Below are 25,705 nucleotides of genomic sequence, written 5' to 3' on the forward strand. Positions count from 1 at the left end.
TTATGCATTTGAACCAGCGTCCTTAACGTCTGGCGCATGGCTCCATATCGTCTTTACTTCATTAACCGCTGAGCGGATAACTTCATCAGATTGCAATCCACCTTCAAGGTAAGCTAGTCCTTGAAGCAGCCAATCGGCTAATTCTGGTTGTGCCAATTGATAATAAACCTGGTTCCCTTCTTTACGTTGTTTGACTACCTTGTTCGCTCTTAAAATAGCCAGGTGTTGTGATACTACCGAATGACTCGTACCCAAAATCACTTGTAGACTGTTTACGTTTTGTTCGCCTGTATGCAATTCTTCAATGATTCGAATGCGGTGTTGGTGGGCTATCGCACCTATAAACTCTGCCATTTTCTCGGAAATTAATTTTCTAGCGGGCATGATGCATTCCAATATTAGAATATTTTAATATACTAATATTTTAATACATGCATTTTCCTTTGCAATTTAAATTAATCGCATCTTTCTTGGCGAGGTTGGGTAACTAGTTGATGTTCTTTGAGATACCCGTTATACGAGGCGGCGTTTATCAGCCAGAAAAGGATAATTTTTCTGTTAATTGGAAGATGGCCTTAGACTCGACCAGTTGCCAAAACACCTTTTAATAGACCAGGCTGATATTCGTTATCGATGCGTCATGACGTTAAAATTGGAGCCGTGCTTGCAGCGTTTTATTAGGCCTTTAATCATTGGTTTGAAAGTCTCTCGCTTTTTGGCTTTGGTAAGGGTTTTCAGGCTTATTAATTTTTTGTGCGCTTGACGGTAGGCCTTGCTCCCCATTACTTTTATAAATTTCCATCACATTCATTTCTATGCCTCGGCAAATATCTCCTAATGGCAAATGGCTAAGTCTTTCCGGGGAGAATGGATTTTGCAGCTCTATCCCAATTTGATCCAGGGAGAACAATGCATAAGCGACAAGTGCGGTCACTAATGGGTTTATAAAGATCGAATAATCAACAAGGGCGATCGGTAGAATTAACAAAAATAATAGAATAAAACGCCGTGATTTAATTGCCATGACAAAAGGCATTGGGGTTTTTAATATACGTTCACAGGCTCCTTGACAATCTATTAACGTTTCACGACATTCTTCGGCTTTAAGAAAAGAAAATTCATTCATTTTATTTTCTTTTAACAAGAGTGAAAGCAACCCTGCCACTTTGCTGGATATAAAATTGGGTTTATGAACGATTTTGGATAGCTCTGCCAAGGTTGTTGGACTGACTAAATGCTGCACTTCTTTAACCGACTCATCCATCCGCAAGTTGTTTTTCATTAAGTAAGGTATAGCGGCGATATATCCCATCAGTTGCTGGATAGAATGCTTTTCCGTTGATGACACATAATTATTAATTATTATGGCTAAATTTCGACTGTTATTAACGACAGTGCCCCACAGTTTCCTTGCCTCCCACCATCGATCATAACCGGCATTAATACGAAAAACTAAAATTAAACCCATCACAAGTCCTGCATACTCAAAGGGACTTATTGGAATAGCCAGCCACGGGATACATAAACTTAACAGGGATATGAAACAGGCGTAAAGAGTCACAACAAAGACTTGCTTTAGCACCTTAGGCGTCACTGAACCATGAATGGCGAGAGCCGAGGCAAGAAAATCAGGATACTCATACTTATTAACTATTTTTTTATTATCTTTCATCTTCGTGCACGATTAAATTTAGAAGCCAATCCGTTGAAACCTAAGCCTCAAGGCAACCATTAAGTTGATTAACAGGTTGATGAGCCCCCCAATGCAGGGGGCTTTTACCCTTATTCTTCCACCTTAATATCGATTTTTTTCTCAACCGATTGTTCTTTTTTAGGAATAGATATCTCAAGGACACCATGCTTATATTTGGCACTTATTTTGGCATCATCCGCAATTTTAGGTAAACTAAAACGACGATAAAACTGTCCTTGAACGCGTTCTTTTCGAGTATAGTCCTTATTTTGTTCCGTATTTTCAAAATACCGCTCACCTCGAAGAGTTAACACGTTGTTTTCGAGAGAGATGTTGATGTTCTCCTTGCTTACCCCTGGAATATCCGCGAGAACAAGAAATCGATCTTTTTCTTCTTTAATATCCACAGCGGGAGCCCAAGTGGATGTATCAACAAAAGAAGCATCCTCAAGTTGTCTACCCAACATGTTCTCGATAAGCGAACCGAGCTCCTTATAAACAGGAAAATAATCACGTTTAATAATATTCATAAAAATCCCCCATTTTATTTAGCGTAATCCTTAAATAAGGACTATGGAATAAATTTCAAGGGGGTAACTCCAGGATCTTCAACAAGCAGGCCGGCTATATGCTTTCTAATTTTTCCTTTATAACTTGGTAGAGGCAAAGAAACGAATTAAATCACGGGTCTGTTGTAAATTCACTTGTGAATTAATCAAATTGAGTTGAACCTGGGTTGAGGCTTGCTCCCGTTGATTCACTAAAAATAATGTACTGTCCCCTTCATAGAATTTTTCGGTTTCCCCGGCTTGGACCTGCTTCGCCAGTGCCAACTCCTCAGTAAGCAAATTCACTTGCTTTTGATACATTTTTTTAGAAATTAGCAGGTTGGTTAACTGATTTTTCAATTTGTCAAAGATGAATTTTTTCTCTGTCGCTATTTGTTGCAGTTCCGTGGTAGCAGTAATTAGCTTGCCTTTGGCTTCGCGTTGAAGCAGCGGAAATGTAAATCTTAAACCAACCATGGCTGCTTGTGGAATTAGTAAGGGATCACCGCCACTGCCATTTTGCTTGAAGGTATAAGCCGTGGCTTCCAAATTAGGCAATAAATCATTTTTTGCCAGATTCTGTTTTAGCTTAATTATTCGATAATACTTTTCGAGTTTACAAAGAATAGGGTGTTTGCGTATTTGGTCCTCAAGATTCGTATAGTCCTGGCGACTGCCCGCCCCAGAAGTTAGGTCAACTGGCAATTGTCGTTCCAGAGGATATTTAGGCTGATTATTTTCATCCCTGTAATAAATTGAAAGATTAACAGCTGCTTGCTCAAATATCATTTGCCCTTGATTAACAAGTTGTTGACGCTGAATGATAAACTGCCTGTTTTCGGCAATGGCTAACCTGGCCAGATCTCCCTCGCGTGCCTGTTTAATAATCGCTTTTTGTCGTTTTTGCGCCAGATTTAAAAGCTGTTTGAAAATGGTGAGTTGTTTACCCGCCTGGACCCACTGCCAATAAGCTCTAATGGCCTCTTGATAGATTTTAATTTTTGTTGCACCAACATCCTGATTGTTCATTTCAATTTTTTCTGCTTGCGTTAATAGTTTTGTACGCTCCTTGTCAATTAATCGATCCTTTAATAGGGGTAAGGTTAAACCTGCCCGATATTCTCCACCTGAATTGGTTAGATAGTTTTGGTAGTAAACCGGCCAATCACCTCTGCCGATACGATATCCGCCAAAGAATTTAAGGCCATTTGCAAGCGTGGGTATATTGATTTGATTGTCTGTATAATTGTTTATATAACCCCCAGCAGGCTGAGAGCGGGTTTTCATATTCAGGTTAGGATCAAATTTCCCCAAAGCACTTAAATAATCGCCTTGCGCTTTCGTGACTTCCAGGCGGGCAATAAGAATTTGTGGGTAACATTCATTCACTCGTTTTAAAACGGTAGAGAGTACCAGAGCATCCTTGCCTGTATGGGAAAAACAGGCAGGTGAAATTAAAACGAGAAACAAGTTTATAACGGGTATGCACACACGATATTTTTCAAGTCTAGACGTCGTCATGGTGTCGATTTCTCATCATCGCTTTCTGGCGGAAAACCATTATATTGACGCCATAGCTCATACCATAAAGGGACTTTACCTAACTGAACCCATCCGTGAACACGTACACCTTGCCTTAGATATCGGTTACTGGGCCAAGGCTCATCAGGAATAATGACGGCGCGAAATAATCCTTGTCCATTATCGGTAGGGTCAATAAATGAAACGATACCACCGAAGGTTCCTACTGCAATTTCAGGCCAGCCACGAAATTGTATGGCAGGCCAACCCTCAAACTGAAGGCGGGCTTTCTGTTTTAAGCGCACAAAGGGGATATCATTACCACTAATCCATAACTCAACGGCGCGGGATTTCGTGTCTGGAATAATTTGCGCCAACACATCGCCAGCATTGACGACTACACTTTCCTGGCCTGTCAAACGCTTGAAAATAATTCCGCTTGTATGGGCTTTGATAAGCTGGGTTTGCTGGCGAGCAATACGAACATCGATATTCACCTTGTCAATGTTAGCTTGCGCTAAATCATTCTGGTATTTGGCATATTCAATTTGAGCTAATTCGTATTGGCGTTTTGAGTTAATACCCGAATCATATAATTTCTTTTGTCTTTCTAAATTGGCTTTGCCTGCAAGAATAGCTTGCTCAGCTGCTTTGATACGTAAAAGGATTGCTTCTTTTTCCATGATCAGACGGGATAAAAGCTCCGGATCATTATCAGTGATATCGACAATAGGATCACCGGGTTTTACCACCATACCTTCGTCAACGTACCATTTTTTTATTCGGCCTGTAATGGGTGAATTGACTGTGTGAAGTCGTTCAGTTGGGGAAAAAGCAATGACTTTTCCACTCCCTAAAGCAAATTGCTGCCAAGGTGTCATCAGTAAAATGATTACGCAAATAATGAAAATACCTACTATTATCCTCAGTATTTTTTGTGGTTTTGGTAATTTAGCAATCATCGAATAGGCATACAATTTCATGATGGCAGCACCAGGTAATTCGATAGCTCATTGAAATGAGGTCGTTGGGTAGTAATCAGTAGAAGCGTTTCTTCCAGGGAGAGTATTAAGGACAATATACTATCCAGTTCATGTCCATTAAATGGATCCAGCACGCGATCAAGGACAATAAGCCGGGATTTGGTAATAATGGCCCGTATTATCATTAACTTGGTCAACTCTAATGGAGTAAAGACCGTTTGCCACTCATAGATTTTAGTCTGCAGTCCATCCGGCAACTCTGCTATTTTATCGATGAGATTAAACTGTTTTAGCTGCTCAAAAATAGCATGACTATCCACGTTCCGGTGATTGAGTACCAGATTGTCGTAAATACTCCCTGCAAACCACTGCGGCTCACCAATAAGGGAAGTATGCTCCCTGAGTGCGATCAGGTTTTTACGGTTGTATGGAATGTTATTAATAGTAATTAAAACATCGAGGGAATCGCTTAATCCCAGAAGTTCCTCAACCAATTTCTGAAGCTGTTCTGTTTTTTCTGAAAAAACCAGCAAGGGGTTACCATAGGATAAAGTGGCCTTCTCAACCGAAGGGATTTGGAACTCAATCAGCTGGAGCGGGGATAGCAATCGAGCATCAAATTCCGGGGCGGTATTTTCTAAAGGTAACGTCAAAACCTTTTCAAGTTTCTCTGCAGACGCCTTAAGATCGTAAAAATTTTCTAATAAAGCGCCAAATCGTTTAAATGCATAAAGCAAAGCACCCAAGACAATTTCTGACGCGACTAATTGACCGAGGCTCAGCTGATTGTTAATCACTAAGTAACCACCTAACCCAAGCAGCAGGCTGCCAGCTAGCGCAGATAGGCTATAGAACCCAACCTGATGTTTTACCAATTGTTTGAAATGATTATTTCTGGCCTTCAAAAAGCTGACGAGCTTTTTATCGACTTGCTTGACCACATAATTTTGATAGGAATTGAATTTAAATAAATATCGATTAATAAGAATTTCCTCTAACCATGCGCCAATCGCATGCTTTTCTGTACATTCGTCTTTGGCACTTTCTAAACCTTTTTTGTAGGGAATAAATATAATTAGCGAGACTCCCAGCAAGATAAAGCAATCAAAGGCAAGAAAGAGCGGGTGGTAAAAAAGAAGCAAGATTAACCCAAAGAACATTTGTAAACCGAGGTTAATCCCATATAACAATAAGCTTGCTAAAGACTTTTTGATGGTAACGATTTCAAAAAAACGATTTACTAATTCCGGTCCATGATGGGTTGAAAAAGTTTCAAGCGAAAGGTTAGTGAAGCGCTTGGCGAGATTCAGGCTAATTTTGACCATTAATTTTTGTTGAATGATTTCAATAATGACAATTTGCCACACGCTGAGTGCACCCACACCTATCATCAGAATAAGAACCGTCAAACTTAAGGTAATCACAGGCTGTAATAATTTGCCGAATGCAATTAAATTAACCAGGATTTGTGCTGCAACTGGAACCACCAAGGACAAAATACTAATCATGAAACTAATAATAATAATCGAAAGCATTGTCGAGCGGTCTAACACATCCATAATTGAAAATGCTGGATTTTTATTCATTTCAGGTTACTTCCTTGCATCGTTAAATCCACTTTATAGGAACTTATTGATTATAAATATTAATACTTCATTTTTTTTAATATAAAAAATTCCAGTGACTCCACTGCCTTGTTATTGTCCTTCTTTTTTAACAGGGAAATATGGATGTCGTCCAAGGCAGGTAAAAAATCATAGTCAAGCCGCTCGAGGTAAGGAGGAATCATTGTGCGTTGAATAGCAGTGATACCCAATCCAGCCCGTACAGCCGCCATCTTACTAGCATAACTTGGGCTGCTATATACCAGTTGCCAATTAAGATTGGCCTTGGCCAGCGCATTAATGACGTTACCCCGATAGACACAAGGCTTCGGTGATAATACGAGAGGTATCCCGTTACCTTTATCCAGGGAGGGGAGCAGTTCTTTCTTCCCAATCCACTCAACCGGTTCACTCCAGACATTGAGCCCATCATCAAAGATATCTTGTTGCGTCGTTTTTATCAGGATTAGATCAAATTTTCCCTGATTGAATTTCTCGATCAGATTAAGCGTCAGATCACATTCCACATTGAGGATAACTCTGGGGTGCAATCGTGCGAACTCAACGAGTACATCGGATAATATCATCGTGGCAAAATCTTCAGGTAACCCGAACCGGATTTCACCCTCCAGTTCCGGCTCTTTGAATCGATCAAGCAATTCACGGTGTAGTTCATAGATACGCTTTGCATAACCCAAAAAAACTTCTCCATCCGTGGTTAATGACAACTCTTTGCCCCTGTTAATCAGCGGTTTTTCTACAAGGGACTCCAATTTGGCAATTTGCTGGCTGATTGCAGATTGGGTGCGCCCAACTCGCTCGGCTGCTTTGGTAAAACTTCTTGTTTCCGCCACCGAGAGGAAGCACTGGAGTGTAATTGTATCAATGCTCATTAGAATTCCTAATAATAATCATAATTATTTTTAATTTAACTTATATCACTTTATCTAATATATTCCAATCGTATCAGAAACATTTCTAATGAGGAATACTGTGAACATTCAAATGACTTTCTTTGTTGCCCTTCTCGCCTTCCCCTTCTTCGCGCTGGTAGTAAACTGCCTTGCAGGAAGAAAGCAACCCATGGTCACGGCCCATATCGCCAGTTTATTGATTGGTATTGGCTTTTTAACAGGCTTGATACTGTTGATCAGCACTCCCTTATCAACAGCGCCTTCTGTTTATTGGTTATTCGGCCTTAATAGCCTCAGTTTATTGCTGTGCACCTTAATCTTGTTTGTGAGTTTTGTGGTGCACCGCTTTTCCATAAGATACATGGATGGCGACAGGCTTTATTCCCGTTACTTTTTTACCCTTGCCGCCATTACCCTCAGTGCAACATTAATGGTTCTTTCTGACAACCTCGTCCTGTTTTGGATCTCCTGGTCGCTGAGCAATGTCTTTCTAATACTGCTGATGGTGCATAAAAGCCAATGGTCTGCTGCTAAAAACTCAGGTTGGTTGGCTCTCAACACGCTACTTCCAGGAAGTTTAAGCCTATTGGCAGCGTTCATTTTGATGGCTGTGAATACTCACACCTTGTCTATGCAGCAACTGATCGGCCAATCCAATGTAATTTTTACACCCGCTCTCTTTCTGGCCATGGGGCTGATAATGTGTACGGCAGTGACCCAATCGGCATTGTGGCCATTTCACCGCTGGCTCATAAGCTCCTTGAACTCACCAACGCCAGTATCTGCACTGATGCATGCGGGACTCGTTAATGGCGGCGGCATTCTGATTGTTAAATTCGCCCCCTTATTTGCCATTAACAAAGAACCACTGACGGTTTTATTTATCCTCGGTGCTGTATCTGCCTTATTGGGTACGATTTGGAAGTTAATGCAAACTGACATTAAACGCATGCTTGCCTGCTCCACGATGGCTCAGATGGGGTTTATGATGATGCAATGTGGTGTAGGTTTATTTGCTGCAGCGATAGCACATCTTTGCTGGCATGGTTTATTCAAAGCCTACCTGTTTTTAAGTTCAGGCTCTGCGGTTAAACAGAAAAAATCAGAGGTTACCTCTTCGAAAGCGTCTCCTGGCCTACTGGTCGCTTCTCTTGCCGGTGGGGTGGTTGCGATGACTACTTTTGCCTTTGCCACGAATAAGCCTGTTTCCTTCTTTGAAGCCAGTGCTTTTGTCTTGTTTTTTGCTTTCATCGCTGGAGCGCAACTCATGCTTACATGGGTTCGTAGCCACCAGACAGCGTTAAGCCTGCTTTCAGGGCTCCTGCTTACTTCGTTTTCTGGCCTTCTGTATGGCGGGAGTATTCACCTTGTTGAGCTTTTGATACCGAGCCTCTTAACCATCCAGGCTCCGCAATTATCACTGCTCCACTGGCTCGTAATGATTTTATTCGGTTCCTTGTGGGCAATATTTAATCTTGGAGTGCATCAAACCATGGCGAAATCAAAATTTGGATGCTGGCTTTATATCACTTTGTTTAATGCTGGCCAGCCCTCAAGAAAAACAGTGACTGCTTTACGAAACGATTATAACTACTAATTTGTTAAGGAGTTTTTATGGCTACTGCAAAAATTTTATCTGAAAAAGAGATGATTAGTACTCGTCCTAAAAAAGAGGAAGCTGCTTTTCATCACACAAAAAAGGAAGACCTTCAAATACAAGCCCTGGTACACAATGCCGCAAAATGTATCGCGCCTGTTTGGCCGCTTGAAACGTTTATCGCTTGTAATCCTTTGCAAGGATTTGAAGCACATTCTTTTGAAGAGGCCCTGGCTAAAGGTGGCTTTAGACGTCAAAGGGCAGAGCGTAATCGCCCATTGGAAGAAGTTAATCTGCAAATGATTAAATGGTGTGGTGGTTTTTTTGATGCCGGGCAAGGAAGTATTGAAATGCCGCATCGTGATAAGGGTTTTTATTTTGGGTTCTTAAAACTGGCTTCTTTTGATAAGCAATTGCACCAAAATAAAAAAGAGTCAAAAGAGTTTTTGCGGCAATTACCTGAGTCAGCCGAAGAAGCGATTAACCTGTGCCTTTCAAGACTGAATGTTCCTCAGGGACAAGAAGAAGCGTTTCTTGCCAAGACACTTTGTTATTTACCCGGGTGGGCAGGTTTTGTGAAATGGAAGACGGATTGGCAGAACTCAAAACAGCCCGATGAAAAGCCCGTTACCCTCACCGATTTCATCGCCGTGCGCCTGGTGCTGACTTGTGTGCTCTGGCCTGATGCAATCCAAGAAAAAAAAAGCGTCGAAGATGGCTCTTTGGTTAAAAAAATGATGGCGCAACTAAAAAGCAAGGAAGATTCCTACCGGCAGAAGCTATTGAGCCAGCTTTTGCCAGAGGTCAAAAAAGGCGAGGTCCCTGTTTCGCGCAGAAGCGCTCAGTTAGTGTTTTGCATTGATGTTCGTTCTGAACCTTTCCGCCGCGCAATCGAGTCTTTAGGGCATTACGAGACCTTGGGTTTTGCCGGATTTTTTGGTCTACCTGTTCAAGTCAATGAGTTTGATGTTAATAAAACCAAAGAGTGTTGTCCCGTCTTATTAAAACCGAAGTATGCCATTAAAGAAGTACCCGTTGCTGCGAACAAAGACGATTTTGAGCGTTATCAGCGAGGCAAAGCACTTATTAACAGTTTTACAAGCCTCTATGGGCAATTGAAGCATAATTTTTCAACACCCTTTGCATTGGTTGAATCGTTAGGGCTGTGGTGTGGTTTGAACATGACTTTAAAATCGTTATCACCAACACTCAGTAAAAATTCAGTGTCTGCAATCAACAACTGGTTGAAGCCTGCTCTCCCAACTAAAGTGACCTATGAGTTAAGTGAAACGGATCCAGAGCATGGGTTGTCTGTACAAGAGCAGATTAATTATGCAGAAACAGTATTGCGTCTCATGGGACTCACTTCAGGTTTTGCCAAACTCATTATTCTTTGTGGGCATGGAAGTACGACAGAAAATAATCCCTATGCTTCTGCGTTAGACTGCGGTGCCTGTGGGGGGAATCATGGCGGTATTAATGCCCGATTATTGGCTTCAATCCTGAATAAAGCGGCAGTTCGACGGGGCCTGGAAGACCGTGGAATGCACATCCCCCTTGATACGGTATTTTATGGAGCGCTTCATAATACAACCACTGACTCCGTGGAACTATACACTGCAGAGGGGCCTGAACCTATTTATCCTGATCTCGTCAGTAAACTTCAAGAGGACTTAGAAGAAGCACGGCGTCTAACGAATCAGGAACGAGGGGTTAAATTGCATAGTAGTCATCCTCATAAAGACCTTGCAAGAAGAAGCCTGGACTGGTCTGAAACACGACCTGAATGGGGATTGGCACGCAATGCGGCATTCATTGTTGCTCCTCGTCATCTTACAAAAAATATCTCTCTTGATGGCCGGTGTTTCTTACATTCTTATCGCTTTGAACAAGATAAAGATGGCGCCTTGCTTGAGACCATTTTGACCGCACCCATGGTGGTTGCTGAATGGATCAATACCCAATATTTGTTTTCTACTCTCGATAATGTTGCTTTTGGTAGTGGCAGCAAGATAACCCATAACGTGGTTGGGACCATTGGGGTGATGCAGGGAAATGGGAGCGATCTCATGCATGGTCTTCCCCTGCAATCGGTCATGCGTTCTGATGAGCTGGCTTATCATGAACCACAGCGCTTATTGACGGTTGTTTACGCACCGAGAGAGGTTGTTTCCAAGGTGATTGAAAAGCACTCTATCTTAAAGACTTTATTCTTTAACCAATGGGTTCACTTAGTGGTGATCGATCCAATCAATCAATCGCCTTATCAATTGAATCAATCCGGTCAGTGGGTTTTTGTTAATAAGTAATTAGGAGAAAAAAATGACAGTTATTAAGGTTCAAGAAAGAAAAAACATCGGGATTAATTTGCATCCAATGAAAAAAATTGAGATTGTTGTTGCCGGAGAGCATGAACACCTGATCACCTCTATGATGGAAGAAGCCTCTGTGACAGGATATACGCTGATAAGAAATGTCTCTGGAAAAGGGCATCATGGCTTTCATGAAGGAAAAATGATGTTTAATGATAAGTCCTCTCTGGTTTTATTTATTGCTGTGGCACCTGAAGAGGTAATTGCTACGATCGCCCTGGGGATGAAGACTGTATTTCAAAAGGAGTCTGGAGTCATGTTTGTTTCGGATGTTTCGGTCGCCCGGCTTGATTATTTCCACATAATGAATACTTAATCATGTACTATAAAAATCAGACCATTTTGTTGGCATCCAAGCATGAGAAAGAACATGCCATTGCCCAACCTTTTATCAACAGGCTATCGTGCACCCTTCGTGTGCACGATTTTGATACGGATCAGTTCGGTACGTTTACTGGAGAGATTGAGCGAACCCTGAGCCCCTATGAAACCTGTCTCTTGAAAGCCAAAACAGCCGCAGAACACTACGATTATGCGCTTGCTTTAGCCTCTGAGGGCAGTTTTGGCCCTCATCCGGCATTCCCTTTTGTACCGAGTGCTCATGAGTTGATGGTATTTATTGATAGGGAACATAATTGGGTTGTTGCAGAGCAGCTTGTGAGCCCCAAAACAAACTATGCGATGATAACGATTAATGAACATAGCGAGATTGACTCCTTTCTGGAGCGAGTTCGATTCCCATCTCATGCACTCATCGTACAATCCATTAATAGGAAACATGTTTTTGCGAAAGGCATTAAAGAGTTAGAGAGCTTGATTCATTATGTATCCCTGGGCTTTAAAACAGAGAAAGAGCTTCTTTTAGCAACCGATATGCGCGCGATGATGAATCCTACCCGAATGGAAGTCATTGGCGAGTTAGCCGATAAATTAGCACAAAGGATTGCAACCCTTTGTGTCCAGTGCGGGTGCCCAGGTTTTGGGTTCAAAAGTACGCGCGGAACCCTCCCTTGCTCTTTTTGTGGTTCCTCAACGTCATTTTATGAAGAAGAGGTCTGGGGTTGTATTGCCTGTGATCATCAACAACATAAAGTACGAAGAGATGGGTTGTTAGAAGCAGACCCTGCGTACTGCGATTATTGTAACCCCTAATTGAACTGGATTGGGTTCAATAGGATGACTGAAAATCCTACCAACCTATCCCCCTGGGATAGGCGTATGGAAGCCTCATCGCATAAGGATCCTTATGCGATGAAATTAAAATCAAACCCTCATTGGTTAAAAACTAGCGATTGATCCACAACCCTTTTTTCTGATGAGTTGCCGGTTCTTCGAGTGCAATAGTTAAAAAGTCCGAGCCAACCTCTAGGGGAAGTAGATACAGAAAAATGGCTCGCTTCCTCTTTCTGTAGAACGACTTGTTGCTCTACAGAAGATTTCGGACGAAAGCCAAGACTGTTTAATAATCTGAACGTTGTTTCCCCCTGAAGCGCACTCTCAAATTTATTCTCAGGGAGAGAAGCCGGGGCAACTGTTTCCTGATGTTTCAGGCGATATAAATTGGCTAAAACAAGCGCTGACTCCACAACCATTAATGCAACACCCATCGCTGGATTTAGTGCAAAATCCAAAGCCACAAACAATCCTGAAGCCACCAAGGTAATGACTGAGTTATAAGTTAAACTCACGAATAAGTTTTGGGAAATATTTTGTTTGGTTTTTGATGCAACGTCAAACGCAGTTACAATAGGAAATAACAAACCCTGTTGAACAACTATACCCGCTTTTTGTTTCGTTACTTTATCACCTATACTTGACTCTACCGCAATCCCTATGTCTGCTTCTCCGATGGCTAAAAGATCATTCGCGGCATCACCTACCATAGCAACTTTGTGCCCCTGGCGTTGCAATTTTTTAATGTAACTATCCTTGGAAACCTCATCATCGCTAGTAGATGCACCAACAGTATTTGCACAAATATTGCTGAGAGGGATACCCAGTAAAGCAGCATATTGTTTTGCGGTTTCTTTATCCGCACCGGTACAGATATGGATCTGTTTTCCCATCAACTGTAATTGCTTTACTGTGGCAATCGCATCAGCGCGTAATTTATCGGTTAGAGCAATTTGTCCGATTACCTCTGATCCCCGCACCATATAAATGGTCCCATTTTTATTGTCGTCATAAGGCGGGTTAATCGTATCAATGCCGTTAGCACGAAGCATCTCTCTATTGCCAACCATAAATGTTTCACCAGAGATAATCCCTTTAAAACCGGAGTGGTGGCTTGCATCCGTTGATGTGACCTCTAGGGAGTTATCAATAAGAACCCCTTGTTTCTCTATATAGTCCTTAATCGTTTTTCCTACAGGGTGAGGCGCCCGACTTTCTAATAAAGCAATAAATTTCAGTAAAGGTTTGTTTTTTTCTTCGATAAACAGGTTGCTAACTGAAACCTCGCCTTGTGTAAGCGTGCCATTTAAATCAAAAACGACGGTATCAATATCAGAGGCACTCTGTAACGTCTTACCATCTTTATAATGAACACCTTTCTCGGAGGCTTTCTTCATACCAATTCTGACAGCCATAGGTGTAATCATACTCAATGCACAAGGGCATGCACTGACAAGAACAGAAATGACGCACTGAATAGCGAGTACAGGTGAAAATAACGAACCGACAACGACTCCTGATATTAATGCAACAGTCAGCAGGCCAGGAACAAAGTATTTAAGGATTTGATTTGCTAATAGCTCAACAGGCGCTTTTTCATCATTTGCTTTATTTATTTTTTTTGCAATTAAGGACAGATAGGAATTTTGATAGGTTTTGGTAACCCGCATTTCCAATGGAGGCATGTGATTAGCCAGGCACATACCCGCTTTTACCACATCACCTGGCTTAAATTGCTTTAGATGCGGTGAGCCATCAATTCTTGTGGTATACAACAATGCTGATTGCATTAATACGCCATCAACGGGAATAACTTCTCCTTTATTCAGGATAATAATATCATTAGGGACAAGCTGTTTAACCGAGATTTTACGCTCTCCATCCGCTTTTAATAAGGCGGTTTCAGAGACGCAATCACGTATATCCAGTTTTTCATGAAGTTTGTCCAATAAGCTATGTTCAATCGCCTCACCCAAGTGCCAAAATCCTAAAATAAGCGGGGCTGACTCTAGCATCATAGGTAAGCCTGGCACGAAGAAACTGACGGTAGAGACGGCAATAATAGTTAAGGTACTTATAGTATATAACGAACTCATCTCCCATTTTCTTTGCAGCAAAGCATGCCAGGCAGACTGGTATACTCGATGTCCCAGATATAAGGTGACCAACGTAGAGGACCCGGTGATTAAGTAATAAGCGAGCATAGGAATGTTGATGCCTGCAACAAACAGTGTCAGCAAACCTATACCGTATACCAACCCTACAGCGGCTTTGAGCCAGTGGCGATCATGGTGGCCATGATGGTCATGCTCGCCATGGTGTTTATGATGGTCATGCTGGCCATGGTGTTTATGATGGTCATGCTGGCCATGGTGTTTATGGTGGTCATGCTGGCCATGGTGTTTATGATGGTCATGCTGGCCATGGTGTTTATGGTGGTCATGCTCGCCATGGTGTTTATGGTGGTCATGCTCGCCATGGTGTTTATGATGGTCATGCTCGCCATGGTGTTTATGATGGTCATGCTCGCCATGGTGTTTATGGTGGTCATGCTGGCCATGGTGTTTATGGTGGTCATGCTCGCCATGGTGTTTATGATGGTCATGCTCGCCATGGTGTTTATGATGGTCATGCTCGCCATGATCATCATGTGAGCAACCCAGTTCATGCGCGCAACGAACTTTTAACCGTTCTTCGTCCTCAAGTACTTCATGTTCTATTTTCTCTTCGAGCGATATGTGATTATTTTGTAAAAAAAGCAACCACTTGTCCTGGTGGTGTGTGATTTCTTCTTCTGATTCACATAAAATGCTAATGCTCGGCTCGTCGCTCATTAAATCAAAGGACGCACGGATAAACCCAAGCTCTTTTTGAGAGGTTAATAGGGATTGATTGAGCTCTTCTGTATCATAGGCTCCTGATTCAGAAAGATAAAAGCGAAAATACCTAAAAGACATACAACACCTTTTATTAATGAGGTTACAGACGTTTAATTAAACTAATGATTGAAAATTAATTTTTTAAAAGTGGTAAAAATCATTGCTGCGATAACCATTGATAAGGCCAGGTGTATCAGCTACAGTCATCCGGTTATCAATATTAGCGTTAAACATTCATGCCACTCCAACCCAATTAAAGTGGTATAATATAACACTTTATTGAAGTGTTACAATATAACAGATGATAAAATTCACGCGAACATTCGTAATATGTGATTTATGGTAAAATCATGGTGTCGTTATTAGGAGATAATAGAGAGAATGAGTGAGGGCTTTCTAAACGAGGCATATGAGTACTGTGTTAAAAACGGTTACCGATTTACTGAGCCAAGAGAACGTGTCCTGAAAATACTTCTCTATGAATCGAAGCCTATGGGGGCTTATGAAATTTTAGAAAAATTATCTAATGAAATGGGTAAACAAAATCCGCCAACGGTCTATCGAGCTATACAATTTTGGCATCAAGAAGGGTTTATTCATTGTATTGACAGCCTCAAAGCCTATGTCGCATGCTCACATGGAAAACATATTGGACAGAGCAAGTTTCTTATTTGTACGCAATGTGATTTTGTTAAGGAGTTAGACGGTGTTGTTGATTTTACTCCTATAACCAAATTGGCTACAGCGATTGATTTTGAAATCATGAATTGTACAGTAGAAATTAAGGGGCTATGTGCTGACTGTAAACATTAATTTTCCTGTACGAGAATCGCGGCCACTTCCTGAGAATGAAAATACCAAAGCCTCTACTCCGATTGATAAGGATGAAAGTCCTTTATTGGGACAAACCGCTATGGCTTCTCCGAAAAGCCGTGTTTCACGGTAACTGAAAAAATACTTTGCGTACTGACGTAAGCTATTGCTGTCTTACGTCCCTGATGGTCTTGATTGTTGAATGCGAGATTCAACAATCTGACGCCATCGGTACCTTTATAACCTAAGCGACGTAAGAAATCGTCGTCACCGTTAACTTACTTTCCTCGCCATTTACCCGCAACGTCACCCTATCTCCAACTCGTGCTTTCAATAATGTTTTCGCCAGGGGTGAAATCCAGCTTATTTTTCCTGCACTAATATCAGCTTCATCGACACCGACAATTTTGACCGTATGGGATTCACCCTTTTCATTGCTATATTGAACCGTAGCGCCAAAAAATACTTGAGTAAGGCCCACTTGCAGTTTGGGATCGACTATCTGGGCGCTTTCCAGGCGTTTCGTCAAATAGCGGATGCGTCTGTCAATTTCACGTAATCGTTTTTTGCCATAAATATAATCGCCATTTTCAGAGCGATCCCCATTGCCCGCAGCCCAACTGACTACTTTCACAATTTCCGGCCTTTCATTACTGACTAAATGGCGTAATTCAGATTGCAACATTGAAAAACCAACAGGGGTCATATAATTTTTTATACTTGGTAACACGGTATCTGGTCGCTCCGGTTCACTATACTCGTCATCTTCTCTAGTAAAAGCCTTCGTCATCATTTACTCCCCAATTGTGTTATACACGGGATAAAAAACTTCATCCACCGTAGCCTGGTTGCTTGCAACCAGGATTTCAACCCAATCCCCCATACCTCATTCACCAGAATCACACCTCGTGAACTCTCTACTTCAATTTTCGGTAACAACCCCGGTTGCAAGCAACCAGGCTACCTTGTTTATCAAGAACAAAACCCAGCCAACGTACCCTGGTTGCTTGCAACCAGGATTTCAACCTAATTCCCCATACCTCACTCACCAAAGTCACACCTCGTGAACTCTCTACTCCAATTTTTTGGTAACAATCCTTCCCTGACATACCTATGGAAACTTGAATGAGGCCAATCGATTACTTCTTTTACCAATCCGTGTTTCACCGGATTAAAATGAATGTAATTCACATGAGCATAAAAATCTGATTCATCTCGTATCCGATGTTCCCAGAATCGTCGCTGCCATAAATTGTACTCATCTCGCTGGTTTTTTAATACCGGCTCTCCGATGGATACTATTTCTTGTAAAAAATAAGTTTTTATTTGGCGTAGTCGGGTGGAATAATCTGCTTCTCCACCAGGTAGCTCCATAATCATATGTAAATGCTCTGGCAAGACGACAATCGCCTTTATCATAAAGGGATTATTCTCTCTCGCTCGTCGAAATGAGCATCCTAGAGATGTTATATAACTCGTGAGCCAATTTGATTTTCTATCTCTTAAGGCTAATGTAAAAAAATAGGTGCCACCCGGCGTTTTATCTCGCCTGTAATTGACCATGAGGTTACTCTTCCCTGTGAACTTGCAACCAATAAATTAGCATTTTTATATTGAGGGAAACAATCTAATCGCGGTTTTTTGATAGATCCTGGTTGCAAGCAACCAGGCTACAGTTGCTTTCGTAACACGTGGGGGACATTATTTAAGAAACCGGGACATCCTGGTTGCAAGCAACCAGGCTACGGTTGCTTTCGTAACACGTGGGGGACATTATTTAAGAAACCGGGACATCCTGGTTGCAAGCAACCAGGCTACGGTTGCTTTCGTAACACGTGGGGGACATTATTTAAGAAGCCGGGACATCCTGGTTGCAAGCAACCAGGCTACGGTTGCTTTCGTAACACGTGGGGGGCATTGTTTAAGAATCCGGGGCATCCTCGTTGCAAGCAACCAGGCTACGGTTGCTTTCGCGACACGTGGGGGGCCTTGTTTAAGAACTATAATAGGGTTATGTGGGTTATTTATTGTTCTAAAAATGAAAAGAAAACTTGAATCCGGGACCGATCCCAGACTTTTCAAACGACAAAAAAGCGTTGAAGATTTATCTAAAGAACTGATTTATGCTGCCTCATTATACCAAGGAAAATTACAACATATTTCAAGTAATGGCTATTATGTATCCCAAGCCTTTTTATCATCTTATGCCAATGATTTTATTATTAATTTTTGTGATAGCATCGGTGATGTGCCACCTCAGATTAAATCAGCAGTAGCAGAAAAATTTGAATTAGTAAGAAAATCGCCCCCCAATACGAATCTTGTTGAAAGACATTCAAGCAAGGAAAATCCACATTTATGTTGCTGGGAGTTTTGTTTGTTAGTACTGAACGATATTAATAGGATATCTAAAGAACAAATTGATGATCTTTGTTATATCGTTTACACAATTAACGAACAAAACCAGGAACAAAATGAGGAGGATAGTAATCAGTTGTTAACCTTGGCTGACGCACTTTTTAACCCGGATGGATCTTATAAATGTTATTCTCCTGATCATTTACCATCCCCTGGTGACTTACTGATTTTTAGAAAAGTCGAACCAGTACTTCTTGCTGATTCCACAGAAGATAACCCTCGTTATTATAGTTGCCTTGCAACAGATACCCGTGAACAAATAGGGAATGAATCTCGTCCTTATCACTGTTCTATTGCCACCGATAACCAGGGCAATCACATAGGACTGGATTCTGATGAGGAGTATGTCAAGAAAAAAAATTTTACAACGCTAGGCTCTCTTATGAAGGATGCTTTCTATGAAGACAGCGAGTATTCGTTTGCAGATGACGGGATGTTTTTACCGGACAAAATTTATTATGTCCCCCTTGAAGAAGCGCTACAAAACATAGCGAATTTTATTGCAAAACATCAACATATCCTTGCTCTGAGAGATCCTGCGCTCAAAAAATCGGAAGGGGAAATACTGGAAGCACTGATTAAGAACGAGACCCAATACGATAAGCTAGCGCAAGAATTGCTAAATATTCCCAAACCTTAACCAGCCAACGTGGCCTGGTTGCTTGCAACCGGGATTTCAACCTAACTCTCTACACCTCATTCGCCACAACCACACCCCGTGACCTGAATACAAGATTCAAGCCCTGACTCCATTATGCACTGTTGCCGATATGTTCCTGACCCGTTATATTGGTTGTTACAAGAGCCACCTCATTAAGACGGGACTCTTGTTTGTTAACAGCGAATTAGTCACAAAATCAAGGACGAACGATAATGACTACAGTACAAATATCAATGCATCGATTAAAAACAGCCTTACGCTCTTTCATGGCCATTTACCGTTTACCTCAAGATCAAATCGATGCTTTTTTGCGTTCCTATGAGAGCTTTAACAAAGAGGCGTCAGATGAGAATGAAGAGCAAAGTATTGCTAACTATTATGCTGTTCTCAATCATCTTTGTGCGCTTGGTGAAGTAGAAAAAATGTATATTCCTCCCGTGATGGATCTCACTAAAGGTATCGTTGGCAATCAGATCTTATTCGAAGAAAAAATGAGCAATGATTTAAACATTAGGGAAGGTGATAAGGTTCTAGATATGGGCTGTGGCAGAGGACGGGTAGCTGCTCATTTAGCCACTATCACTAAAGCGAGTGTCACTGGATTTAATATTGATAATGTTCAGTTAGCAAGTGCTAACGAATTTGTCCATTTAAATCGGTTAACTGATCGATGCCAATTTATAAAAGCAAATTTGAATGATCCTTTTCCTTTTGAAAATGCTTCTTTCGATTCTTTATATCAAATCCAGGTTTTAACGTATGCTAAAAATAAGGAAAAACTCTTTGCTGAAATGTATCGCGTTCTTAAACCCGGAGGAAAAATATCCTTTCTGGATTGGGTACAACTGGATAACTACGATACGACTAATAAACACCATCGTGATTTGCTAAAACGCATTAAACCCTTAATCGGTGCAATTGATACGCCTACCCCGGATGAAATTAAAAATACACTCGAGAAAGTTGGTTTTAAGGTACTGTTAAATAAGGATATCAGTGTTGGAGGGCATCAAGCGCCCCTGATAGAAAAAGCGGATAAATATTATGAACACATGGAAAAATTAGTGTACTTCATGGTTAAATTACGCCTGTTGCCCAAACATTTTAAAGTATTGTTTGACCGATTTGTTCAGGATGGTGAGTCATTTATTGAGGCAGATCATTTAGGTCTGTTTACCACCAGTTGCCAAACCATAGCAGAGAAACCTGGTGTGAACCTTCATTGACATCCTCCCAAGACCGTTAGCAAACGTAGCCTTGATTTAGCGTAATCAAGGTGTTTGCGGGATCGTTCAGGTCGAGGCTTGAATTTTGAGTAGTGAATACAAAATTCAAGCCCTGCCCCCCGAGCACGTTTTCAACCGGTTATTGCTTTCACTTCTGAAACATTATAGAGTCCGGCAGCAAAAATTGTATAAGAAATGCCACGCGTATTGACCATCGTGTTTAGGTAAGCGCTGAGCTTTAGAGCTTGCCAATTTGAGATTTAATTTGTTAGTCATTCAGGTTACTACCTATGAGTCGGTTTTTTAGGGCACTTAATCCTTTTTCTAAATCATCCGGTATTTCCCACCGTACTAAACCTATGCTGAGTATATTAGCCTCCGATGAAATAACCGATTTATTACCTCACGAAATTATTCAATTACAATGGGAAGACAATTTATCCTGGGAAAGAACCCTTGACGCAACGTATTTATGTTTAGTGGGTGAACATTATGAGTACCCGACTGTAGCAGCTCAAAAAACTATATTTGAACAAGTAATGACGGCCTTTTTCCGACCCTATCTCATCCCGGTTATGATTGGCTCCGAGCTCCATGCATTACATAAGCATAACCGTCAAACAGGCATTAAAGGAGTTCTAGACTATTTGGTTTTCCCTTTATTAGCGCGTAAATTAATTTCTGATACCTATTTAGAACATAGAAAAAGTACGCCTATTATTAATTCTATAGCCTGGGGGATTGCTATTCCACTTGAAGTGATTAGACACTCGTTAGGATTAGCACTCACAATTGCTCTTGTTCCCGTAGTCGCATTAGTTCATCTTTTAAGAAATTTAATTAATGCCTTGTCAGGGCTAGAGATAGGCACTGACGTTGATAAGAAGGAGCGAGTCATCACTATCCTGTGATCATGAAACTATAGATCAGGGCTTAATTGATTGTTGAATACCTGTTTCAGCCTTGGTCCTACTCGCCCCTGTACCATGAACTGGTAGTATCGGAGCAAGAATTATGCTGTAATCGTTACTATCTATTTAAACTAAAGTGCAAAGAACATTAGGTTGGTGATTTTAATGGTGATTCAGCCAAGATTGTTTTGGTTTCACCTCTATTGATGAACCTGCCAATACACTGAATTGGCCTTAACACCAGAGACCTCACAGCCGCATAAAACTATTGTAATGACAATCAAGCATCCTTTTAATTTCAATGATAAAAGTGGATTAAATTGGAAACAAAAATAACCTCAAGCCGGCATCCATTGATCACTAAAGAAGTACTCATATCCAGTCTGGGCAATACCATTGAGTGGTTTGATTTTGGGCTTTTTATTTTCATGGCGCCCATGATCGGTGCTAAATTTTTTCCGCAAGCATCGGCTGGCAGTGGAACCATTGACGTTTTAATCTTATTTGCGGTTGGTTTTCTTTGCCGACCATTCGGCGGTATTTTTTTTGGTTATTTTGGAGATACGCGCGGCCGTACCAAAACATTAAGAATTTCTATATTGATTATCACCATATCAACCCTTTTGGTGGGTGTTATTCCGTCTTATGAGACGATAGGGGTCACTGCCCCAATCCTGTTCATCCTCCTGCGTTTAATACAAGGTATATCGATTGGCGGCGAATACAGTGGAATCATGATCTACCTTGCTGAATCAGCCCCACAAAACAAACGTGGCCTTATCACGAGTTTTGCAGCAATAGGTGCGAATTTGGGTTTTTTATTTGCCACAATCACATTGATGCTCATTCATTTATTGTTTACTGAAGAAGCTATTACCCATTGGGCATGGCGCCTACCCTTTATTCTTATAGGATTACCCGGCTCATTAATCATTTATTATCGGTTTAAATTAGCTGAAACGCCTGTTTACTCGCAATTACAAAAAAGAAATCGCATTGAGTCCTACCCATTTAGTGCGGCTATTAAGTTCGCCCCCTACCAATTACTAAAGATTTTTGGACTGACTTGCATGGGCTCCTCCTTTTACTATGCATTCTTTGGTTATATGCCAACTTATTTAGAACACTATATTGGCTTTTCATTCGCCAACGCCTTCATAATGAATAGCCTGATGTTAGTTATCATGCTATTTACAGTTCCTTTGGCAGGCCTGTGTGGTGATTATTTTACCCGAAGAAAAACACTGATAATCACGTCTACAGCCGTTATAGTATTCCTTTTACCCTGCTTTTATTTCCTGCAGTCCAAATCGATATTACTGGCGCTGTTAGCGCTGGCTATAGCAACTGTTTTAAGCTCACTAGAGCAAGGAAATACGCTAACTGCTATTGTTGAAAATTGTCCTGAGAACGTTCGTTATAGCGGGATAGCATTCTCTTATAATTTGGGAAATGCCTTATTCGGTGGCAGTGCGCCATTGATTATTACGCTACTGACAGAAAGAGCAGGCCTTATAACACCGGCTTATTATCTAATTTTTATGGCAGGGATCACTTTGCTTACCTCAACAACCTTACTAAGGAATAACCAGTCTTTAGGGCCTCTCCGCAAGCATCACGCTTTAGAATGTCAATGAATCAGATAAGTCCTGGTTGCAAGCAACCAGGCTACGCTGGCTGGTAAATCCTAGCGCCTCCCAATCCATTGTATTAACTGTAGAAAATAAACAATAATAATTGAAGGATTGAAATCAACAAACCTTGATTACGCTACGCTCCCTCAAGGCTGGCTTTTTAATACATAAGACAAGGAAAGTATAATGACTATTTCTAAATTGATAATGGCTAGCGTTTTGATAATTGCCTCAGCCACTGCTGCATCCGCAACAGATATGAGTAAAAATTGGGCATGCAGTACTAATGCAAGTGCAGCGACCACGGAAGCAGAAAAGTCTGCTGAGGTTAAATCGGATAATGCTGCTTCTTCAGCGCTTGGTGCGTTTTCTGCTGCAGCTCAAAATTGTCGAGATTGCACCAAAATTACCTGTGAAGTCGCTGAATAATGCTTAATGCATACTGTATCGAGTAATGTAAAATGAGTCTAATCGCGATGTATTGATAAATCCTGGTTGCAAGCAACCAGGCTACGCTTGCTGAAATCCATAATAGGTTGGATTGAAGAATATTAATTGACGGATTGAGATCAATCAACCTTGATTACGCTACGCTCCATCATATGCATATTATGGGGTCAGGTCTTGAGTTTTGAACCGTTGAATACAAGATTCAAGCCCTGACCCCATTTATGCAATTGTTGCTTAGCCCTGAAGTGATTTGTTGGTTTCCGGACTGCCTATCCTTACTTCCTCAATAATTCTCATTTTGAAAAAACCTGCGTATTGCATAACCATTTTGAGAAGATCGTGATTAGCCCCATCTTTGAAAAAAAAATGGGCGGGGCTAGGCTTGGATTTATCCGCTTGGTTATCGCCGACTACAGCTAGAAATTGCAATGATGGATCAAGCGCTGCGCTTTGCAATAGAGCATGAATTTCTTTCAATCGGGCAAGGTTTTCCTGATGAGTCCTGGCTACCTCATCGGGCGATAGGGTTCCAATGAAAAATTCAGGATTATACTTCTCGCTGTATTCTTCGAGAGCTTTCAAAAATAACGGTACGTTTTCAAGATGATTAGAAATGGTTTGAGCGATCAATCGAATTAAATCAAGTACCGGATCAAGATTACCATCGTATAGTGCTTCAATTGAATGCTCAATTTTTTCAAAGGAAATTACATCTCTTATTCGAGTAAAATCTTTAGCTTGCCATTGGTTTGCAGGTTCAGGCATGGTGACTTGATAAATCGCTTCCATAAGTAAAGCAACAATATCATTTTTATTTTTAGTGCTTTGCTCTTCTTGAGTTGGCAAAGTTGGAATGCCTAATTCAGTTTTTAAGAGGGCAGAAATTTCTTTTAATCGTGCCAGGCCTTTTTGATGAGATTCAATAAGATCAGCAGGTTTATGAGTATGATCGTGAACTGGTGTATGGCGCGTCGCATCATAAAACTGATATTGATATAACTGTTCATAAAAGGAATAGTCATTTTCTTCGAAGCGCATAACACCTTCATCAATTTTTTTAATAAGCTTAAGGATGGGCCCGATATCGCCACCGTCTAATGCGGCCATGGCTTTTTTAACCATCTTAGCGCCGCCGTATCCGAACAGAGTAGAATCATTCCAGTCATGTGCATAAGTAGAGTAGGATTTAAATTTTATTTTTACCAGCGCTTCGTTGGCTAAATGAGCAATTATTTCTCTCTTCATAATGTCGCCTTTAGAACTTTAAGAGCGCTTATTGTACTTAAATTTTATTAATTATACATTAACAGTTGTGCAGGAGAAGACGCAGATTACCTAAAGCAAAATGGGAAAAAGTATGGGTCGGCTTGGAAGCTAGCGTAGCATCCGCAACAGATATGAGTAAAAATTGGGCATGCAGTACTAATGCAAGTGCAGCAACCACGGAAGCAGAAAAGTCTGCTGAGGTTAAATCGGACAATGCTGCTTCTTCAGCGCTTGGTGCGTTTTCTGCTGCAGCTCAAAATTGTCGCGATTGCACCAAAATTACCTGTGAAGTCGCCGAATAATGCTTCATGCATACTGTATCGAGTTATGTAAATTGCGTCTAATCGCGATGTATTGATAATACCCTGGTTGCAAGCAAACAGGCTTGTATCTTTAAAAAGTAGGCAGAAATGCTTAATCTCAAAGGCACTTGGGATGGGAGAAGAGAGCTTGTATCCAGGCAAGGCAAAAAGCCTGGCGCGTAGATTAGCTAGCGTAGCCTGGTTGCTTGCAACCAGGGTTTTACAGGAAGCACCTCTAAGCAGCAAATTTTCCCATTTGCCCAAGTTAATATGAGAGCGGCCTTAGGGAATAAGAAAAAAAGAAAGCCCCTTTCTCTATCTGTGGTGACTCATATGAGTAAATCTGGTGAATAAAAATAGTAGATTTAATAGAAATCCTGGTTGCAAGGAACCAGGCTACACTTGCTGCGTAACAAGCATTGGAAACACTGGCAACCCAATTCTTCGACTGCATCCTGCTTGATTTGGATTTACCGGATAGGCCGGGGGAGGAAATTTTGCCGTTGATTCGGGCTAATCCTCTCTATGAAAGGACACCCATTATTGTGATTTCAGCGCATGTGGATGAGCCTTTGGGGAAACACTGTTTGGCGATGGGGGCGAATCATGTTTATGTGAAACCCTTGTTGCCGACCATGTTGCGGCGCATGGTGGAGAGTACGTTGATTTAAAGGACTATTGCGGATTGCCACCTGAGGTAGGTTGGGTCGCGACCCAACCTACTTCGACTGCATCCTGCT

24 protein-coding genes and 1 pseudogene are annotated in these 25,705 nt (G+C 41.3%); 14 read left to right on the forward strand and 11 right to left on the reverse strand.

Annotated features, from left to right (window positions below; genetic code table 11):
• The 7 genes from DYC89_RS14785 to DYC89_RS14815 form a co-directional block, all read right to left on the reverse strand.
• Positions 1-384, reverse strand: coding sequence for an ArsR/SmtB family transcription factor (locus DYC89_RS14785; protein WP_115222479.1), 384 nt, complete (start codon positions 382-384; stop codon positions 1-3).
• 301 nt (positions 385-685) lie between these two features.
• Positions 686-1,672 (reverse strand): bestrophin family protein, encoded by a 987-nt coding sequence (locus DYC89_RS14790; protein ID WP_115222480.1) that lies wholly within the window; start codon positions 1,670-1,672, stop codon positions 686-688.
• A gap of 110 nt (positions 1,673-1,782) precedes the next feature.
• Positions 1,783-2,223 carry an Hsp20/alpha crystallin family protein gene (locus tag DYC89_RS14795; protein ID WP_058445673.1) on the reverse strand — a complete coding sequence of 147 codons (441 nt, stop codon included), beginning with the start codon at positions 2,221-2,223 and terminating at the stop codon, positions 1,783-1,785.
• Between the two features lie 117 nt (positions 2,224-2,340).
• On the reverse strand, positions 2,341-3,762 hold the full coding sequence (locus DYC89_RS14800; protein WP_115222481.1) for a TolC family protein: 1,422 nt from the start codon (positions 3,760-3,762) through the stop codon (positions 2,341-2,343).
• Positions 3,759-4,745 (reverse strand): HlyD family secretion protein, encoded by a 987-nt coding sequence (locus DYC89_RS14805; protein ID WP_115222482.1) that lies wholly within the window; start codon positions 4,743-4,745, stop codon positions 3,759-3,761. The genes DYC89_RS14800 and DYC89_RS14805 overlap by 4 nt, the downstream gene beginning before the upstream one ends.
• Entirely contained in the window at positions 4,742-6,331 is a 1,590-nt protein-coding gene (locus DYC89_RS14810) for an ABC transporter transmembrane domain-containing protein (protein WP_115222483.1), read from the reverse strand. The genes DYC89_RS14805 and DYC89_RS14810 overlap by 4 nt, the downstream gene beginning before the upstream one ends.
• Positions 6,332-6,390: 59 nt before the next feature.
• Positions 6,391-7,242: a LysR substrate-binding domain-containing protein gene (locus DYC89_RS14815; RefSeq protein WP_115222484.1), complete on the reverse strand. Its 852-nt coding sequence runs from the start codon at positions 7,240-7,242 to the stop codon at positions 6,391-6,393.
• Positions 7,243-7,342: 100 nt separating this feature from the next.
• On the opposite strand from DYC89_RS14815, the gene DYC89_RS14820 reads away from it, so the two are divergent.
• From DYC89_RS14820 to DYC89_RS14835, 4 genes are read left to right on the forward strand one after another with little or no spacing between them, the layout of a single operon-like run.
• A complete protein-coding gene (locus tag DYC89_RS14820) occupies positions 7,343-8,860 on the forward strand; it encodes a proton-conducting transporter membrane subunit (protein ID WP_245954027.1) in 1,518 nt (505 codons plus the stop codon).
• Positions 8,861-8,877: 17 nt separating this feature from the next.
• Complete coding sequence (locus tag DYC89_RS14825; protein ID WP_115222486.1) at positions 8,878-11,169, forward strand: DUF2309 domain-containing protein; 2,292 nt, start codon at positions 8,878-8,880, stop codon at positions 11,167-11,169.
• 13 nt (positions 11,170-11,182) lie between these two features.
• Entirely contained in the window at positions 11,183-11,548 is a 366-nt protein-coding gene (locus tag DYC89_RS14830; protein WP_115222487.1) for a P-II family nitrogen regulator, read from the forward strand.
• A 2-nt stretch (positions 11,549-11,550) separates the two neighbouring features.
• Positions 11,551-12,384 carry a DUF6671 family protein gene (locus DYC89_RS14835; protein WP_115222488.1) on the forward strand — a complete coding sequence of 278 codons (834 nt, stop codon included), beginning with the start codon at positions 11,551-11,553 and terminating at the stop codon, positions 12,382-12,384.
• 248 nt (positions 12,385-12,632) lie between these two features.
• On the opposite strand, the pseudogene DYC89_RS14840 reads toward DYC89_RS14835, so the two are convergent.
• Positions 12,633-14,810: pseudogene (locus DYC89_RS14840) on the reverse strand (heavy metal translocating P-type ATPase); the annotation flags it as partial.
• Here DYC89_RS14840 and DYC89_RS16755 point away from each other — a divergent pair.
• From DYC89_RS16755 to DYC89_RS16570, 3 genes are all read left to right on the forward strand, one after another.
• Complete coding sequence (locus DYC89_RS16755; protein WP_245954029.1) at positions 14,694-15,059, forward strand: hypothetical protein; 366 nt, start codon at positions 14,694-14,696, stop codon at positions 15,057-15,059. The pseudogene DYC89_RS14840 and the gene DYC89_RS16755 sit on opposite strands and share 117 nt — an antisense overlap.
• Positions 15,060-15,665: 606 nt before the next feature.
• Positions 15,666-16,097, forward strand: coding sequence for a Fur family transcriptional regulator (locus DYC89_RS14845; RefSeq protein ID WP_115222489.1), 432 nt, complete (start codon positions 15,666-15,668; stop codon positions 16,095-16,097).
• Positions 16,078-16,230 (forward strand): hypothetical protein, encoded by a 153-nt coding sequence (locus DYC89_RS16570; RefSeq protein ID WP_181879426.1) that lies wholly within the window; start codon positions 16,078-16,080, stop codon positions 16,228-16,230. The genes DYC89_RS14845 and DYC89_RS16570 overlap by 20 nt, the downstream gene beginning before the upstream one ends.
• Positions 16,231-16,341: 111 nt before the next feature.
• Here DYC89_RS16570 and greB read toward each other — a convergent pair whose 3' ends face one another.
• Positions 16,342-16,890 carry a transcription elongation factor GreB gene (gene greB / locus DYC89_RS14850; RefSeq protein WP_245954030.1) on the reverse strand — a complete coding sequence of 183 codons (549 nt, stop codon included), beginning with the start codon at positions 16,888-16,890 and terminating at the stop codon, positions 16,342-16,344.
• 248 nt (positions 16,891-17,138) lie between these two features.
• Positions 17,139-17,660 carry an REP-associated tyrosine transposase gene (locus DYC89_RS14855; RefSeq protein ID WP_115222491.1) on the reverse strand — a complete coding sequence of 174 codons (522 nt, stop codon included), beginning with the start codon at positions 17,658-17,660 and terminating at the stop codon, positions 17,139-17,141.
• Between the two features lie 475 nt (positions 17,661-18,135).
• Between DYC89_RS14855 and DYC89_RS14860 the strand changes: the two genes are divergently transcribed.
• From DYC89_RS14860 to DYC89_RS14880, 5 genes are all read left to right on the forward strand, one after another.
• Complete coding sequence (locus DYC89_RS14860) at positions 18,136-19,155, forward strand: hypothetical protein (protein WP_115222492.1); 1,020 nt, start codon at positions 18,136-18,138, stop codon at positions 19,153-19,155.
• Positions 19,156-19,388: 233 nt separating this feature from the next.
• Positions 19,389-20,402, forward strand: coding sequence for a class I SAM-dependent methyltransferase (locus tag DYC89_RS14865; protein ID WP_115222493.1), 1,014 nt, complete (start codon positions 19,389-19,391; stop codon positions 20,400-20,402).
• A 290-nt stretch (positions 20,403-20,692) separates the two neighbouring features.
• Positions 20,693-21,313: a hypothetical protein gene (locus tag DYC89_RS14870; protein ID WP_115222494.1), complete on the forward strand. Its 621-nt coding sequence runs from the start codon at positions 20,693-20,695 to the stop codon at positions 21,311-21,313.
• 320 nt (positions 21,314-21,633) lie between these two features.
• The gene (locus tag DYC89_RS14875) at positions 21,634-22,950 is read left to right on the forward strand and encodes an MFS transporter (protein WP_245954031.1); all 1,317 of its coding nucleotides are present in this window, start codon (positions 21,634-21,636) and stop codon (positions 22,948-22,950) included.
• A gap of 183 nt (positions 22,951-23,133) precedes the next feature.
• Positions 23,134-23,376 carry a hypothetical protein gene (locus DYC89_RS14880; RefSeq protein ID WP_115222495.1) on the forward strand — a complete coding sequence of 81 codons (243 nt, stop codon included), beginning with the start codon at positions 23,134-23,136 and terminating at the stop codon, positions 23,374-23,376.
• A gap of 255 nt (positions 23,377-23,631) precedes the next feature.
• Here the strand turns inward: DYC89_RS14880 and DYC89_RS14885 are convergent, their stop codons facing one another.
• Positions 23,632-24,642 carry a hypothetical protein gene (locus DYC89_RS14885; protein WP_115222496.1) on the reverse strand — a complete coding sequence of 337 codons (1,011 nt, stop codon included), beginning with the start codon at positions 24,640-24,642 and terminating at the stop codon, positions 23,632-23,634.
• A 152-nt stretch (positions 24,643-24,794) separates the two neighbouring features.
• On the opposite strand from DYC89_RS14885, the gene DYC89_RS14890 reads away from it, so the two are divergent.
• Both DYC89_RS14890 and DYC89_RS14895 read left to right on the forward strand, forming a co-directional pair.
• Positions 24,795-24,965 carry a hypothetical protein gene (locus DYC89_RS14890; RefSeq protein WP_245954032.1) on the forward strand — a complete coding sequence of 57 codons (171 nt, stop codon included), beginning with the start codon at positions 24,795-24,797 and terminating at the stop codon, positions 24,963-24,965.
• 419 nt (positions 24,966-25,384) lie between these two features.
• A complete protein-coding gene (locus DYC89_RS14895) occupies positions 25,385-25,636 on the forward strand; it encodes a response regulator (protein ID WP_115222498.1) in 252 nt (83 codons plus the stop codon).
• Positions 25,637-25,705 lie beyond the last annotated feature (69 nt).

The organism is Legionella donaldsonii (assembly GCF_900452385.1).
Taxonomy (GTDB): domain Bacteria; phylum Pseudomonadota; class Gammaproteobacteria; order Legionellales; family Legionellaceae; genus Tatlockia; species Tatlockia donaldsonii.